This is a genomic window from Sorangium sp. So ce302, from assembly GCF_051530145.1.
Classification (GTDB): Bacteria; Myxococcota_A; Polyangia; order Polyangiales; family Polyangiaceae; genus Sorangium; species Sorangium cellulosum_B.
Genome location: NZ_CP150326.1, coordinates 308,740 through 324,426 on the forward strand (window position 1 = coordinate 308,740; position 15,687 = coordinate 324,426).

Here is a 15,687-nt window from a genome sequence, read left to right on the forward strand (position 1 = left end):
CTGGACGCCCCCGCCGCGAAGGCGTGGCTGGTCGACCAGCGCGCCCACGGTGAGCGCGGCCGCTCCTTTATTACAATGACGCACTTCGTCGCCATCGCGCGGCGCTTGCCGGTCTCGCGCCCCCTCGCCAAGACCCGCCCCACAATCCTGAAGAGCCTCGGCTGTCTCCGCGAGCCCTCAGATCGGCGAAACCAGGCATGGCGCACTCGACACCCGGCACCGCGTTCCTGTAGCCTCGTCAGGGCGAAAGGGGAAGACGATGAGGGAGGCGCTTGGATCCTATGTCAACCGTGTTCGGGAGCTGGCGGAGCACGTCAAGGGCAACGAGCAGGCAACGAAGCAAAGCCTGATCGGACCGCTGTTCACTCTTCTTGGCTACGATCTGACGGATCCTCGCCAGTGTATTCCCGAGTATCGCGTCGATTTTGGCAAGGAACGCTCGGTCAAGCCGATTGACTGGGCGTTTCTGCAAAATAGCCGCCCCATCTTGTTCGTGGAGGCCAAGGAAGCGGGACGGAAGCTGGCCGGCTTCGACGAGCAACTGGCGGACTATTTCGCGAAAGCGCCGGAGGCGAAGCTCGGTATTCTGACGAACGGTATTCAATGGCGCTTCTTCACCGACATGGTGAACGAGAACGTGATGGACAAGGAGCCGTTCGTGCAGTGGGACGTCCTGATCGACGAGCAGCCGCCCCTCGACTTTCTCACGGTGCTGCAGAAGTCCGAGTACAACTCCGGCCTCCTTCGGACGTTCGCCCAGCGGACCCGACAGCAGAACCTCCTTGTGCAGGAGCTGGCCAGGCTCCTTGAACCGGCGCCGGAGTTCACCAAGCTCGCCGTCGCCCGGATCGAGACGAGGAATCTGACCACGGCGGTGGTCGAGAGCTGGAAGCCGATCGTCGCCAATGCCATCAATGAATGGGCCAAGCAGCGCGCGCTAGCGTCGGTCCTGGAGACACAGTCGCGCATCAGCGCTCTCCCCGAGGAGCCGCAGGTCAGCAGGATCGAAACGACGCAGGAAGAGCTCAACGCCTTCGCGACGGTTCAGCGGCTGCTCGGGACCGAACGTCCGATCGCATACGAGGACACCGTCTCCTATTTCAAGATGCACCTCCACGAGAGGCGGACGGCGGTGTTCTGCAGGCTGCTGGCTGGTCGCAAGAAGCCGTGCGTCTGGGTACCTCTGCCGAGTGAGCGGGTGCTCTCCATGGCTGCCTCGCTTCCAGTCACCGTCCCCCAGCTGGGCTGGTCGTGCATAACGATGGATTCGATCGATGAGCTCGACAAGCTGGGCGATCTTCTGCGCGCCTCTCACGACCACGTGAAATCGGCGCTCAGAGGCAAGGCCGCTGAGCCCATCGATGGTGGCGGGACGGCCGTCTAGCTAGGGAGGGAGGTCTCTCGCGCAGCGCGCGCTGGTCCAGGGGCCGCGGACCGTCGGAGGGTCGGTGCCTCGGTGCGCGTTGCTCACCGTGTATTCATCCGAGGCGTAGTAGCCGCCTCGACGGGTGCGTTGATTGTCGCCAGCCACATCCGAAAGCTGGGCCTTGTCGTTCCAGGGAACGGTGTAGTTGACGGCCCAGTCCAGCGCCCATTCCGAGACGTTGCCGCTGAGATCGAACTGGCCCCACCGTCCCCGCCCCTGCGGCAGCAAGCCGACCTCAAGGAGGCTGCTCAAGGTGCACGCCGTGCAGGCGTACGCCGCGTGGTCATGGGTGATCACGTCGCCCCAGGGGAACTTCCGCTGCATGTTCCCTCCGACAGCTGCGTAGTTCCACTCGGCATCGGTGGGCAGCCGCCCGCGGTCCCAGATGCAGAACGCGAACGCTTCGTACCAGGTGATGCAGTTGATCGGCAGCGCCTCGTTGGGCCCAGCCGCGGGGGTCCACGTCGCGGTCGAGCTGGTGCAGCTCAGCGCTGCCGAGAGCGAGGTCGCGTCCGGGCGGAGCGCGTCGTTCCATGCGAACTGCCATCCGCTCCCCGGGATCTTCGGGTGCTCTCCCGCTACGGCGGCGGGCGGCGAGGTCCGCACGCCGTGCCCGCTCTCCATGAAGGCTCTGAATCGCCCCACGGTGATCTCGAACGTATCCAGATGGAAGCTGCTGACCGACGCGGCGAATGCAGCGTTGTTGTTCCGGTTGAACGTGCCGCCTGGGACCTCACGGCTATCACAGCAGCTGATGCCGGGAGGAGGCCCGCAGAGGGGGCCTGTCTCAGGCGGGCTGGTGGCACAGCTCGGGGCGGTTACGCCGCTGCCGTCGCTGCCGCCGGCGCCACCGCCGGAGCCGCTGGTGCTGGTGTTATCGCCACCGCCGGAGCCGCTGCTGCTGGTGCTATCGCCACCGCCGGAGCCGCTGCTGCTGGTGCTGGTGCTGGTGCTATCGCCACCGCCGGAGCCGCCTGTGCCGTCGTGACCGCCTGTGCCGCTTCCGCCGCTGCTGGTGCCGCTGCCGCCGACACCGGACGCGTCGCCTCCGGCCACTCCGCCGCCGCCCCCCTGCTCGGGGCCGCCACTCTGGCCACCATGGCCGGATGCGGAGTCGCCGCCCGTGCCACCTCCCCCGTGCGCTCCGGGAGGCGTGTAGCTATCCCAGTCCACGCCCAGGATCTGGGCACAGCCAGCAGTGAGCACCGCCGCGAGCCACCCCGCGGTCCACCGTGCTGCGCCACGCGCCTGAGGCATCGACACCAAACTCCGATCTTCGCCCGGCATTTGTCAAGTCACCTTCCGAACCGGGCGGATGACCCAGTTCGGGGTAGTGCGCCTTGAGCCCGCATTGGACAATCGATCCGCCACGCCGGATCGCGCCGATCTCGTGTACCACCCTCGTCAGACATCGTTGATCGTGATGCGCGCGCCCGGGGCGACGTCGTTGCGTGTCACGACCGAGCCGTCGGGGAACGTCACGCGGATATCGACCGACGCCGCGGCCCCCATCCCGATGATCAGCGGGAGCTGGCTCTGCTGCCGGTTGCCCCACTGGCCGGCGCCCACGAGGTAGGTCGCCACGCGATCGGCCCCTGTATAGCCGCCCGCGCGGAAGTCGCCGTCGCCGTCGAGGTCCACGTCGACGCGCGCGCCGATCGCGTCGCGATCTTCCCTCACGTTCGCGTCGGTCGCATTGCCGTCCCGATCGGTGAGCACGCGGACGACCGCGTAGCCCGGCGCGCGGCAAGGCATTCCGGTCACGTCGCGGCGGTAGAGCGCCGCTCCTCCGAAGCTCGTGGTGAGGAGGTCGAGGTCGCCGTCGCCGTCGACGTCCGCGAACGAGCCGACCTGCTGCGCGGTGATCCCGAGCGAGGCGCCGGCGGCCGCGAACGTGCCCGCGTCGTTGCGGTAGAGCGTGCCGCCCGCGTACGCGTCGAGGTCGCCGTCCTGATCCCAGTCGGCCCACACGCTCGCGCTCATGAACGATCCGTCTCCGAGCCCGACGCTCTCCGCCATGGCGCCGGAGAACGGCGCGCCGGCGCCGGCATTGTAATAGAGCAGATCGTCCGCGTCCCCGTCGCGCACCGAGAGGAGATCGAGGTCGCCGTCGGCATCGATATCGATCCAGGTCGCGCCGCCCCAACGGGAGCTGGCCGCCGGCGCGTCCTCGAGCCCGGCCGACGTCGCAACGTCCGTCCAGCTCGGCGACGTGAAGCGGAAGAAGCGGTTCCCGTTTCCGGTCGAGCCGGTGGCCATGTAGAGGTCGAGATCGCCGTCGGCGTCGGGATCGGCCCACGTCGCGCTGTCGCCCTGGAGGAAGGTGCTGAAGCGCGCGCTGTCATCGGCGAACGGCAGCGCACCGTCGTTCCGGAACATGGCGGACGTGCCGAACTCCGAGCCGAAGAACAGATCGAGGTCGTTGTCGCGATCGTGATCGATCCACACCGCCGGCCCGGGCGTCGTCGTCGTGAGCTCGAGGTTGGCCGAGAGCGCGACGTTCATGAACGTGCCGCTGCCGTCGTTGCGATAGAGCCGGTTCGGGATCGTGCCGTAGCGGGTGTCGTTGGCGACGAAGATGTCCATGTCGCCGTCGTTGTCGAAGTCGGCGGCGATCACCGGGTAATGCTCGGAGGTGGTGCCGAGATCCCTGATGCCGCGCGCGGCGGCCCCCTCCGTGAACACGCCCGCGCCGTTGTTGATGTACAGGCCGCTGCCGCGCAGGAACACGTCGGGGTCGCCGTCGTTCTCGACGTCGAGCCACGCGACGACCGAGCTGCCTGTCGTCGCCGGCAGCCCCGAGGCGGCGGTCACGTCGGCGAAGCGGAGGCCGCAGGTGACCGCGGGCCCATCGGCGCACACCCCCATCGTACAGCCGCCGCACGCCCCGCTCGGGCACCCCGTGCACGCCGTGCCGTCCGGCGCGCGGTTCGCGACGCACTCGCCCGCGCCGTCGCACGTGTCGGCCGCGTCGCACTCGCCGGCCGCGGCCGCGCACTCGGTCCCCGCTCGCCGCGGCTCGGCGAAGCACCCGCCCTCGATGCACACGCCGCGCATGCAGCCGCCGTCGAGGTGGCTGCAGTCCACGCCGGCGCACAGCGGCCCGCCGCCGTCGTTCCCGCCGCCGCCGTCGCTCCTGCCGCCGGTGCCCGCATCGCCGCCGCCGTCGTTGCTGCCGCCGCCGTTTCCGCCCCCGCCCTGGGGCTCTTCGCCGGAGAACGTCCTCGACTTCGCCGAGCAACCCACCGCGAGCAACGCCGCCGCGAGGGCGAGGAAAGACCGTTTCACGTTCGACCTCCGATCGTCACGCCCGCGGTCGCCGCGGGAAAAGCGATCCGGTCGAGACTACAGGCAGCGCAGGACGTTGTCGCGCACGAGCTGCCAGATGGGCTCAGGGAATGGGAGTTGCCCGAAGTGCCAGAGCCTGGAGCAGGCGCGCTGGGTCGAGCGCCGGATGGAGCGATACTGCCCACCCATTCGCTCTACGTGGTCTTCACGCTGCCATCGGCGCTGCGCGCCCTGGCGATGCACGATCGCGAGGCCGTCGTTGATATGCTCTTTGCCTCGGCGGCCGAGGCGCTGATCGAACTCGGCCGCGACGTGCGCCGGCTCGGGGTCACGAGCGTGCTCTCGCTGACCGACGAGGGGCTCCGCCATTACGAGTCGGTGGCGTGGGAGAGGGCCGGGAGCCCCGCATCGCGGTGCGCGGATCGCTAGCCTCGACGGGGAGCGCGACATCACGGCAGCGGCAAGCCGAACATCGCCTCGCAGACGGCGACGTGCGCGCCGCAATTACCGGAGGCTCCGTGGTCGCCGTCCTTGAGCGCGAGCCGGTGCGATCCACCGTACGGCGGCGCCGCGCCCGGGACGTCGACCTCGACGAGCTCGCCGGGGAGGCCGATGAGGTCGAATGCTTTGAGGTGATCCGGGTGCTGCTCATCGCGCTCGCCGGTCAATCCGAACATGCGATCCACGGGCGTCGCCGACGGCTCCGACAGCCAGGTGGCGCTCACCGGGTTCGTGTCGCGCGGCCCGGCCAGCGACACCACCCGGTCGAGCCGGACGACCTTGCCGATGCGGGCGGCCGAGCTCGCGCCGTGCGAGTGGCCGCTGAAGATGATGGCCGACCAGCGCGGGCTCCCGTCGTCTTCGAGGAAGTAGCCCCAGTCGCCTCGCGGGTGGACCTCTTTCAGGTGCGCGAGCGCCTTCGCCAGCCGCGCTTCGATGCTGTCGGCCCTTGTCACCTCGATGAGCGCGGTGTGGTCCTGACCGTCGAACGCCTCGAGCCGCGCGTCGCCGAACGTGTCCGGATCATTTTGAACGATGTTGTAGTCGTTCTTGTAGGCGACCGCGAACGCGTGAAAGCCGCGCGCGGCGACGAAGCGGGTGAGGTCGAGCGGGCCAGGAGGCTGGCTGCTCCCCGACAGCGTGACGACGAGCTTGCCCGCGAACCGCGCGACCCGAGTGTCGAGGAGGGCCACCTGCTCCAGGTCGCGGTCGGAGACCTCTGGATCGAGCTCGCTGGGCTTGAACCGGATCTCGCTGAGCTCGGGTGAGCTCGTGTCCACGTGCAGCTCGCGCGGCGCGCCGCCCGCGCCGCCCGCGCCGCCCGCGCCGCCCGCGCCGCCCGCGCCGCCCGCAGAGCCACCGACCCCGGAGGTCGCGGCGGCGCCGCCGGTCCCGGTAGTCGCGGTGCCCGTGGCTGCTCCGCTGCCAGCGCCCGGGGGGCCGCCGTCGCTCGACGAGCCGCCGCACGCCACGCACCCGAGCGTCCACCAGGCGCAACCGATCCACGCCGTGATCCGCATGCTCGAAACGTTACCAGATCATCTCCGGCGCACCGCGGTGGACGTGCCGGCTGGCGACGGCGGTCTCGCAGGGCGCCGCCGTCGCGTTCGCCGAGCTGGTGAGATACGCGTTCTCCCACGAGGAACCCCGGGCGCTTCACCGGCCTCGCCGTGGCGTGAGCGCCGATCCGTGGCGGCGGCTCGGTGACGGGGCCTCTCCGCGCCAGCGCCGCCACGCGCGCGTGAAGGAGGCCTGCTCGGCGACCCCACACGGGCGGCGATCTCGCCGAGCGTCAGCACCCCTTCGTCCAGCAGCTGCTCCGCGCGATCGCGGCGTACCTCGTCCAGCACCTCCACGAACGAGGTGCGGCTCAGCGAGAGTTTGCGCTGCAGCGAGCGCACGCTGAGCCCCAGCGCCGAGGCCACCTCGCCGAGGGGCGGCGTGTCGGGCAGGCGCCGCAGCGCAAGGGCGCGCACGGCCAGCAGCCGCGCAACGCCGCGTTCTACCGCAAGCACGGCTTCACGCTGGTGGACGAGAGCGTGGTGCCGGTGAGTGGGCTCCCGGTGCTCGTCTTCTCACGCCCGCTCGAGAAGACGAGGTGACGCCTGCAGGAGCTGGCGTCTTCTGGCTCCAGCACCGACGCCGAGCAGCAGCACCGGCGGCGCCACCTTGATCTCGCGCACCTCGATTCGCTTTTCATTGCCCCGGCCGCATTGGACGGCATCCACGCATGGCATTCGGCCACCTCATGGCGCGTCCGGCCTTCGGACCCGCGGCGCCTCCCGTGGTCCCTCGGGCAGGACGCCGGCGCTGCCACGGCCTCCGAGGCGAGAGGGGGCTCGCGTCCCGCCGGGACGCAGCGCGTCCGCAGGAGACGCGAGCCTGTTCGTTCCACCTGGACCCGCCCCGGTTCTCCTGCTTTCCTGCTGCCTATCGTGACCGCATCCCGTGACGAGAGCTTCATCTCCCTCGTCCCCCGCCTCGTGTCGGCCACGTACTTTGACGAAGCTGCCACGGCGGTCCTCCAGGCCATGTTCACCTGCGTCGAAGAGGCGCTCGCCGACAGCCCGTTCGCCGGGCGCGCTCGGATCCTGCGTGGCGTGGTCCACCTCCGCCCCGAGGACAGCTACCAGCGCCTCTTCGGCATCGACCGCCTGAGCGGCGCGCGCATCGAAGGCACCGGCTATCTCACCTCCGGCAGCGTCTGGAGCTGGATCGAGAAGCACCGCTGTTCGGTCTCGATCGACGTCCAGCGCGCCTCGCTCCGCTCCTGGATGCCGGACGGGGCCATGGCGCTCCGCCACCCGCCAGCGGCGGCCGGCATGCCCGGCGACGCGACACGCGAGCGGATGCTCGGTCGCGACGCGACCCACGTCCATGTCGTCCCGCTGCGCGCGCCGGGCGGCAGCGTCGACGGCATGATCACGATCGAGGCGAGCTGCAGGGGGGCCGTCGGGCTCGAGCTCCCCTGGGCGGAGTGCCACGAGGAGCTGGCGATCCTCGCCAGCATCGCCGGGGCCTTCATCGCCGCCCGCGCGCTGCCGCTTCGCTCGGACGAGCCGGCGAGCCCGGACGAGTTCCTGCCGGTCGTCGGTCAGAGCACCGCGCACCTCGTCGAGCTGCTCCGCGCCTTCGCCCCGCGGGACGACACCATCCTGATCACCGGCCCGACCGGCGCCGGGAAATCCAGGCTCGCGCGCTGGTGCCACGAGCACTCGCAGCGCCGGGGCCAGCCCTTCGAATCGCTGGACCTCCTCGGCGTGCCCGAGGACCTGCAGATGGCCGAGCTGTTCGGCTGGAAGCGGGGCGCCTTCACCGGAGCGGTCAAGGACAACCCAGGCGCGGTCGCCCGCGCCGCGAAGGGCACGCTCTTCCTCGACGAGATCGACAAGCTCTCGCTCAAGGCCCAGGCGGGCCTCCTGCGCTTCATCGAGGAGCGCGCTTACCGGATGCTGGGCGACGACGGGGCGGGGGAGCGCCGCGCCGACGCGCGCCTCCTCGTCGGCACCAACGCCGATCTGCGCGCCGCCGTGCGCGCCGGCCGCTTCCGCGAGGACCTGTACTACCGCATCAACGTCCTGCCGGTGCGGCTGCTCCCGCTCGCCGAGCGGCTCGACGAGCTCCCGCGCTGGGCCGACTACATGCTGAACCGGCGCCATCAGGAGGCCGACGGCACGGGTACGGCGCGCTTCGAGCCCGACGCCATGAAGCTCCTCGTGTCCGCGCCCTGGCCGGGCAACCTGCGGCAGCTCGACAACATCGTCCGGCGCGCTTACGCGCTCCATCTCGCGGGGCAGAGCGGCCTCGGCGGCGATCTGGTGATCCAGCGGCGCCACGTCGAGCGCGCGCTCACCTTCGACAGCGACGCCGAGCCGAGCGCGCTGTCCAAGCTGCTCTGGCGGGCGGCGCTCAGCTTCGTGAACGAGGCCGAGCGACGCCGGGGCGGCAGCGCCCCGCTCCCGCTCGAGCTGACCGACGCCTTCCGAGGCATGGTCCTCGGCGCGGCGGTGCAGCGGACGGGCAACCGGGACGACGCCTTCACGCTGCTCGGCCAGGAGATGCTGCTCAAGAACCGCAACCATCATCGGACGCTGCGGCGCGAGCTCTCGCGGGTGCGCGAGGTCCTGGACCTGCTTGGAGGTGAGGTCGATCCGGATCTCCTGGCAGTGCTCGACGCCGACAAGGAGCCCTGAGGGAGCGGTGCCAGCGCTCTCCGAGCGCCTCCTGCGACCACGAGATCGATCATGCAGTGTTATGTCGCAAACGGTGCCGCGCTCGCACCAGGCGCCACGTTCGACGGGCGTTACGAGATCCTGGCCAAGCTCGGCGAGGGCGGCTTCGGCGTGGTGCACAAGGCCCGCCAGCTCACCACCGGGCAGCCGATCGCCCTGAAGATCCTGCGCCTCGCCGAGCAGGGAGGCGTCGCGCAGGCCGACAGGCGGGTCACGCGCTTCCTGCGCGAGACGCGGCTCTGCGCCCAGCTTCACCACCCCAACCTCGTCCAGCTCGTCGACGCGGGGCAGGTGGAAGATGGGACCCTCTACGCCGCGTTCGCCTTCGCGCCTGGCGACAACCTCGCCGCCCTGCTCGAGCGAGAGGGCGCGCTCGCGCCGTCCGAGGCGCGGCACCTGATGCTCCAGGTGCTCGACGCCCTCGCGTGCGCCCACGCGGCGGGCGTTGTCCACCGCGACCTCAAGCCCAGCAACATCATGGTGATCCCCACGGGCGCCCGCCGCAACGCGCTGGTGCTCGACTTCGGGATCGGCGCCACGCTCGACGACGGGCGATCCACGCGCCTGACCGGCAGCCACGACGCGCTGGGCACGCCCGGCTACGGGGCGCCGGAGCAGTGGCGCGGCGCCGAGGCTTCGCCGCGCGCGGATCTGTTCTCGTGGGGCCTCGTGTTCCTCGAGTGCCTGACGGGCAAGCCAGCCTACGGCGGCACGGAGGCCGAGATCTTCTACCGGCTGCTCGGCCCCGATCCCGTCCCGATCCCCGCCGCGCTCGAGCGCCACCCCCTGGGCGACCTGCTCGCCCGCGCTCTCCGCAAGGACGAAGGCGCGCGCGATGTGACCGCCCGTGGGCTCTTCGAGGTGCTCGAGGCCTGCAACCTGCGCGGGCTCTCGCGCGAGGCGTTGCTCGGCGCCGGCGGCCCCCCGGCCAGCGCCGACACGCTGTCGCTCGCCTCGGCCGCGACGGTCGCCACGTCGCTCGACCGACGGAGGGCGCCCGCGCTCGACGGCGAGCGCCGGCAGCTGACGGCGCTCTGCTGTCACCTGAGGGCGCGCGCGGCCGCCGGGCAGGCCGCCGACGCCGAGGCGCTGGACGATCCCCTGCGCTCGGCGCTCACCCTCTGCGCGGACGTCGGGCGCCGGTACGGGGGGTACGTGGCCGCGGCGCTCGGCGACGATCTGCTTGTCTACTTCGGCTACCCCAGCGCGGCGGAGGACGACGCCAAGCGCGCTGCCCGCGCGGCGCTGGCGATGGCCGGCGCCGCGCAACCCGAGGACGCCGAGGACCCACGCAGCGCGGCGCCGGGCGTGCGGATCGACGTGAGCGTCGGCCTCCACACCGGCCTGGTCGTCGACGGGAATCTGGGGGATCTCGACGGCGCGTGCCTCGTCACCGGCGCCACCCCGCGGCTCGCCGCGCGGCTCGCCGCGCTGGCGCCGCCGGGAGCCGTGGCGGTCAGCGCCGCGTCGCAAGCGCTGCTGCGCGCCTCCTTCGACCTCGAGAGCGAAGGGGCCTGCTCCATCGAGGGAATCGCGGCGCCGGTGGAGACCTACCGCCTCGGGCAGGAGCACGGCGCTGCGGCGAGGTGGCCGACCCCCGACGGCTCGAAGGCGCCGCTCCCCGGTCGAGATGCGGAGATCAGGCTCCTCCTGGAGCGGTGGCGCCGCGCGTGCGAGGGGGCGGGCCAGTCGAGCCTCATCACCGGCGAGCCCGGCATCGGCAAGAGCCGCCTGGCGCGCGCGCTGCGCGATCGGGTAGCGCACGAGGACCACACCTTCCTCGAGGCGCGGTGCTCGCCCGCCACGCAAAACAGCCCCCTGCGCCCGGTGATCGAGCTCCTCGAGCGCGCGCTCGGGCTCGACCAGGAGCCCGACGCGGGTAGCAAGATCGCGCGGCTCGAGGGGGAGCTCGCCGGCCACGGCTTCGCGCTGGCCGAGTCCATGCCGCTCTTCGTGCCGCTCTTCTCCCTGCCCCTCGGCGCCCCGTACGCCCCGCTCGACGTCTCGGCGCAGCGGCAGAAGGCGCTGACGCTCCAGACCGTCGCGTCGCTGCTCCTCGCGATGGCCGACAGGCGGCCCGTCCTCCTGCTGGCCGAAGATTTGCACTGGGCCGACTCCACCACGATGGAGTTCCTTGCGCAGGTCGTTCGCGAGGCGCCCGCGGTCCCCCTGTGCGTCGTCATGACGGCTCGCCCGGAGTTCTCGCCGTCGTTCTCGACGGCCGATGTGCTGCTGCTCCCGCTGAGCCGCCTCGAGCGCGCGCAGATGGAGGAGATGCTCACCCGGCTGGTGGGCAACAAGGCGCTGCCTCCCGCCGTGATCGAGCAGGTGGCTGGCCGCGCGGACGGGGTGCCGCTCTTCGCGGAGGAGCTGCTCCGGATGATGCTCGACTCGGGGCTCCTCGTGGAGCGGGAGGATCGCTACGAGCTCACGGGGTCGCTTTCGAGGGCAGCGATCCCGGGGACCTTGCGGGCGCTGCTCACGGCGCGCCTGGATCGGCTGGAGCGCGCCAAGGAGACGGCCCAGCTCGCGGCCGCGCTGGGGCGGGAGTTCAGCGTCGAGGTGCTCTCGGCAGCGAGCCCGCTCGGCCCAGCGGCGGTGAAGGACGACCTGGAGCGGCTGATGAGCGCGGGGCTCCTGCTGCGCAAGCGGCGGCAGAAGGATGCAGTAGGGGTGTTCAAGCACGCGCTGGTGCGGGATGCGGCCTATGAGTCGCTCTCCACGGGCGCGGGGCGGAGGGTCCACGCGCGGATCGCTGCGACGCTGGAGGAGCGGTTTCCGGAGATGGTCCGGACGCGGCCGGATCTGCTCGCGTACCACCACGCGGCGGCGGAGCAGAAGGGGCAGGCCGTCGGTTACGCGCAGCGCGCCGCGGAGCAGGCGCTGCAGCGCTCGGCCTACGCCGAGGCCGTCGTGCACGCCTCCAATGCTGTGGCGTGGGCCGAAGCGCTGTCGGGCGCCGAGGGGGTCGAGGCCGAGCTCCGCGCGAACGGCGTCTTGACCCAGGCCCTGATGGCGAACCATGGTTGGGCCGATCCGCGGGTTAAGGCGACCGTCGATCGCTCGGCCAGCCTGCTGCAGCTGCTCACACAGGACAGCGAGCACCGTGTGCCGACGTTGAGCTTCCTGTTCGTCTACCATCACGTGGCCAGCAACCGCCGAACGGCGCGCGTGTTGATAGAAGAGCTGGTCGCCATCGCCGAGCGCTGCGGCGACCGGGGGCTCCGCGCCGCTATCGAGGCGCTCTACGCGCTCGCCCTCTTCGTGGATGGCGACCACGCAGCCGCGCGGCGCGTGGCCGAGCGCGCGGTCGAGCTCTACGATCCCGACATTCATCGGGACCACGGGGTGCGGTTCGGGCTGGACTCGCTGGTCCTGGCGAAGGCGTACGTAGCGCAGCTCTGCTGGTACTCCGGCGACACCGCCTCTGCCTTCGCGCACATCACGAGCGCCCTCGAATGGGCGCGCGAGGTCGGCCACGTGCCCTCGATCGCCCTTTGTCTGCTGTATGGGTGCATGATCTACCAGCTCGCTGGCGACCGGCGCGCGGTCGCCTCCATGGCCGGAGAGATCCTCACCCTGAGCGGTAAACATGGGCTGCCTGCCTACGAGGGCTATGCGAAGACCCTCCACGACTGGGCGACCGGCGACGACCAGCGCGCCCGGGCGATCATGGAAGGCCTCTCCAGCCTCGGGTGCAAGCTCGGCCTCTCGTACTACGGCTCTCTGATGGCCGACCGCCAGACCGAGCGCGGCGATCTCGACGCGGCCATCGCGTGCATCGACCATTGCCTCTCTTTGTGCCGCGAGAACGACGAGCACTACTACGAGCCCGAGCTCCACCTCCGTCGGGCCATGTACGAGGCGCACAAGGATCCTGCGGCCGAAGGCGTGCGGCTCTCGCTGGAGCAAGCCGCCCGGCTCGCGCGGCACTACGACATGCCGAGGATTGAAGCGCTGGCGACGCTGGAGCTGCTCCGGCGCTTCGGCGGCGCCTCGCCATACCGAGCCCGCCTCGACGAACTGCTCGCGCTTCACCCCTGCCTGCGAGGCATCGAGGAGCGCGTCACGAAAAAGGAAGAATTCGATGAAAGACATGAGCCAGCTGATCCGGTTTCGCACCGCGTATTTGCGCGCGATCGCGGGAGCGTGGAGCGATCCTGAACTTCTTAAACAGCTGATCACCAGCCCTTACGCGAGCGAGGCTGGCACCGGCAACACCATCACTGTCCTGAGGGAGTATGGCTTTGACTGGGAGCGCTCACCGTGGAACAACGTATGCCAGATCCAGATCGTGGGCGGCACCAGGCTCGAGTGGACTGGCGACGAGTGGATCTGGCCCAGGCCCGCGCCGTCTTCACCCCGCAGTACCCCACCGACCGCCCTGCCCCCGATAGACAGCCTGACGTTGTGGCTGCCGCTCAGCGCGCCGTCTTCCACCGGGAGCACCACGTCTGGCAACCATCCGATCCAGGCTCGTGCGCTCACAGAGTTTTACATGCAGCACGCGAATCTGTTCAGCGACGACTGGGGGAATTGGTGCATCAAACCGACGGATGAGGCCGTCGCGCCGCTCCAGGTCGACCCGGGCGACGCGACCAGTTTTTACGGGGAGGTCTGCATCAGCGCGCCGACGATCTCCGGCCAGCTCATGCCTGACGACGCGGATTTCACGGCGTTCAAGGTCGCGCTGCTCGGGGCGATGGCCAAGGCATGGACCAACCCGTCCTTCAAAGAAATGCTCCAGACCAACGCCATGCAAGCTCTGCAGACCATCCGAAGGTACAGAATGCCCTGGGAGATGGGGCTCTATATCCAGGAAGATAAGGGCGCCAAATGGGACGGCGCTTCTAATTGGAAGGCTCCCGCCGGTGGTAGGGGCAACGGTGTAGGAAATAACGATACAACAAGCGACGAGGGGCTTGGCGCAGGAAACAACAATCCCAGAAACATTACTGGCCCCTGGGAGTCTAGCCGGCGTCACATGCTCACGCTCTGTCTGCCCCAGCCGCCGGACAATTCGAGCGACGAGCCTCTCGCCCTCGCCGCGTACAACGCCGCCGGGGCACAATACCCGTTCAGCTGCTGTTCCTAGCGGTCGGAATCAGGACCGATGATGGAGCCCCTGGAGCTGAGCCAGGTGCTGGCGTTCAAGCCCACCTTGCGGGTCGAGCGCATGGATCCCGGCGTGGTCTTCCTGACCGGTGAGCGGGAGCGCTTCGTCCTCTCCGGCGCGCGCATGGCCGAGGTGGCCGTGCTCCCCGATATGCGCGCTGACATCCAGGAATGCATGAGGCGCCTCGACAAGGCGGGCCTGGAGCTCATCGTGGTGGACAAGACCCGCCCGGATATCGGCTTGCATGTGGTTCAGGTGATCGTCTCGGGTTTGCGCCAAATCTGGCCGCGATTTGGCCCGGGGAGGCTTTACGAGATACCGTGCGCGCTGGGGTGGCTCGACCGGCCGCTCGCCGAGAGCGAGCTCAATCCCGTCCCTCTGTTCGTCTAGCTGCCGAGGAGCTGAGGATGCGAGATGGATTTCGGATCATCGATGTGGACCGTCACGTCCTCGAACCCGTCGCCATGTGGCCGGAGTACCTGCCGGCGCGGATGCGAGAAGTTGCGCCTCGGTTCGAGCCCTTCGGCCCCCCCGAGCCCCTGGCCGAGCGGCTGAATCGCCTGGGTGAGCACGCGCTCCTGCCCACGCCCCAGATCCTCTGTGTGGCTGGCGAGCCCGTCATGCGTGTCCCCGAGGCGGCGTACATCGAGGTCGGGCTCATCGCCGAGGGGCGTCGCGAGCTTCTTGCCGCCGCAACGACGCCTCGGGGGCACCTCGCCGAGATGGACACGACCGGCGTCGACGTCGCCGTCATGCTCCCCACGTTCGCGACCTACCTGGTCAACGACGACTCCATCGACGCGGAGCGCTCGCGCGCCTACGCCCGCGGATACAATCGATGGCTGGGCGATTTCTGCTCGAGCGCGCCCGAGAGACTCCTGGGCCCGGCGCTCATCTCACGCCACGATCCGGAGGCCATGGTGGGCGATCTCGAGCAAGCGGTCCATGGCGGCGTGCGCTCGGTGGTCCTCCGGCCCAACCCGGTGCAGGGCCTCACGCTGAGCGCTCCTGCCTATGCGCGATTCTGGGCCGCGTGCGAGCACCACACGGTCACCATCCTCCTCCACGAAGGCACGCACTCGCGCCTCCCCACGGCAGGCGCTGATCGCTTCCAGACCCACTTTGGCCGGCATGCCTGCTCTCATCCGATGGAGGCGATGATGGCGCTGCTCTCGCTGATCGAGGGTGGTGTTCTCGAGGCCCACCCGACGCTGCGGGTGGGCCTGCTCGAGGCGGGGTGCGGCTTCCTGCCTTACTGGCTATGGCGGCTCGACCACGTCGAGTACGCGCAGATGCGCGGCGAGGTGCGCGGCCGGGTGCGCCGGCCGCCCTCCGAGTACTTCCAGCGGCAGTGCTGGATCGCGCTCGAGCCCAGCGAGGTGATGCTCGACCGGGTGGTGAAGGAGATCGGCGCGACGCGGATGGTGTTCGGGACCGATTTCCCCCACCTCGACCACGGGCCCGGGATGGTCGACGAGGTGATGGCGCTGCGGGGCGCGCTCGGGGACGAGGCGCTGCGGACGATCCTCTGGGAGAGCCCCTGCGGCCTCATGGGGATGTAGGGGCACGGCCGCGTGCGGCTCCACTCCGCCCGGATCCTGATGGGTCCAGGGAGGCCCGGCGAT

The 15,687-nt window shown here is 70.2% G+C and carries 11 protein-coding genes; 7 read left to right on the top strand and 4 right to left on the bottom strand.

All coding sequences use genetic code 11. The features are described from left to right. Positions 1-259: 259 nt before the first annotated feature. Complete coding sequence (locus WME73_RS01230; protein ID WP_437914494.1) at positions 260-1,384, top strand: hypothetical protein; 1,125 nt, start codon at positions 260-262, stop codon at positions 1,382-1,384. Here WME73_RS01230 and WME73_RS01235 read toward each other — a convergent pair whose 3' ends face one another. Together WME73_RS01235 and WME73_RS01240 are read right to left on the bottom strand one after the other, a co-directional pair. Beyond that, positions 1,385-2,683 (bottom strand): formylglycine-generating enzyme family protein, encoded by a 1,299-nt coding sequence (locus tag WME73_RS01235; protein ID WP_437914495.1) that lies wholly within the window; start codon positions 2,681-2,683, stop codon positions 1,385-1,387. A gap of 147 nt (positions 2,684-2,830) precedes the next feature. Next, positions 2,831-4,714 (bottom strand): FG-GAP repeat domain-containing protein, encoded by a 1,884-nt coding sequence (locus tag WME73_RS01240; RefSeq protein ID WP_437914496.1) that lies wholly within the window; start codon positions 4,712-4,714, stop codon positions 2,831-2,833. Between the two features lie 126 nt (positions 4,715-4,840). Between WME73_RS01240 and WME73_RS01245 the strand changes: the two genes are divergently transcribed. Next, entirely contained in the window at positions 4,841-5,143 is a 303-nt protein-coding gene (locus WME73_RS01245; RefSeq protein ID WP_437743717.1) for a hypothetical protein, read from the top strand. Positions 5,144-5,163: 20 nt separating this feature from the next. Here WME73_RS01245 and WME73_RS01250 read toward each other — a convergent pair whose 3' ends face one another. Further along, entirely contained in the window at positions 5,164-6,234 is a 1,071-nt protein-coding gene (locus WME73_RS01250; protein ID WP_437914497.1) for a BPSS1187 family protein, read from the bottom strand. Positions 6,235-6,789: 555 nt separating this feature from the next. Then, positions 6,790-6,942 carry a hypothetical protein gene (locus WME73_RS01255; protein WP_437914498.1) on the bottom strand — a complete coding sequence of 51 codons (153 nt, stop codon included), beginning with the start codon at positions 6,940-6,942 and terminating at the stop codon, positions 6,790-6,792. A 207-nt stretch (positions 6,943-7,149) separates the two neighbouring features. On the opposite strand from WME73_RS01255, the gene WME73_RS01260 reads away from it, so the two are divergent. Genes WME73_RS01260 through WME73_RS01280 form a run of 5 tightly spaced genes read left to right on the top strand, consistent with a single transcriptional unit; the run spans position 7,150 to position 15,624 of the window. After that, positions 7,150-8,907 carry a sigma-54-dependent transcriptional regulator gene (locus WME73_RS01260; RefSeq protein ID WP_437743720.1) on the top strand — a complete coding sequence of 586 codons (1,758 nt, stop codon included), beginning with the start codon at positions 7,150-7,152 and terminating at the stop codon, positions 8,905-8,907. Between the two features lie 51 nt (positions 8,908-8,958). Continuing rightward, positions 8,959-13,110 (top strand): TOMM system kinase/cyclase fusion protein, encoded by a 4,152-nt coding sequence (locus WME73_RS01265; protein ID WP_437914499.1) that lies wholly within the window; start codon positions 8,959-8,961, stop codon positions 13,108-13,110. Beyond that, positions 13,034-14,041 carry a hypothetical protein gene (locus tag WME73_RS01270; RefSeq protein WP_437914500.1) on the top strand — a complete coding sequence of 336 codons (1,008 nt, stop codon included), beginning with the start codon at positions 13,034-13,036 and terminating at the stop codon, positions 14,039-14,041. Before WME73_RS01265 ends, WME73_RS01270 begins: the two co-directional genes overlap by 77 nt. An 18-nt stretch (positions 14,042-14,059) precedes the next feature. Then, complete coding sequence (locus tag WME73_RS01275) at positions 14,060-14,452, top strand: YcaO-like family protein (RefSeq protein WP_437914501.1); 393 nt, start codon at positions 14,060-14,062, stop codon at positions 14,450-14,452. Positions 14,453-14,469: 17 nt separating this feature from the next. Beyond that, positions 14,470-15,624 (top strand): amidohydrolase family protein, encoded by a 1,155-nt coding sequence (locus tag WME73_RS01280; RefSeq protein WP_437914502.1) that lies wholly within the window; start codon positions 14,470-14,472, stop codon positions 15,622-15,624. Positions 15,625-15,687 lie beyond the last annotated feature (63 nt).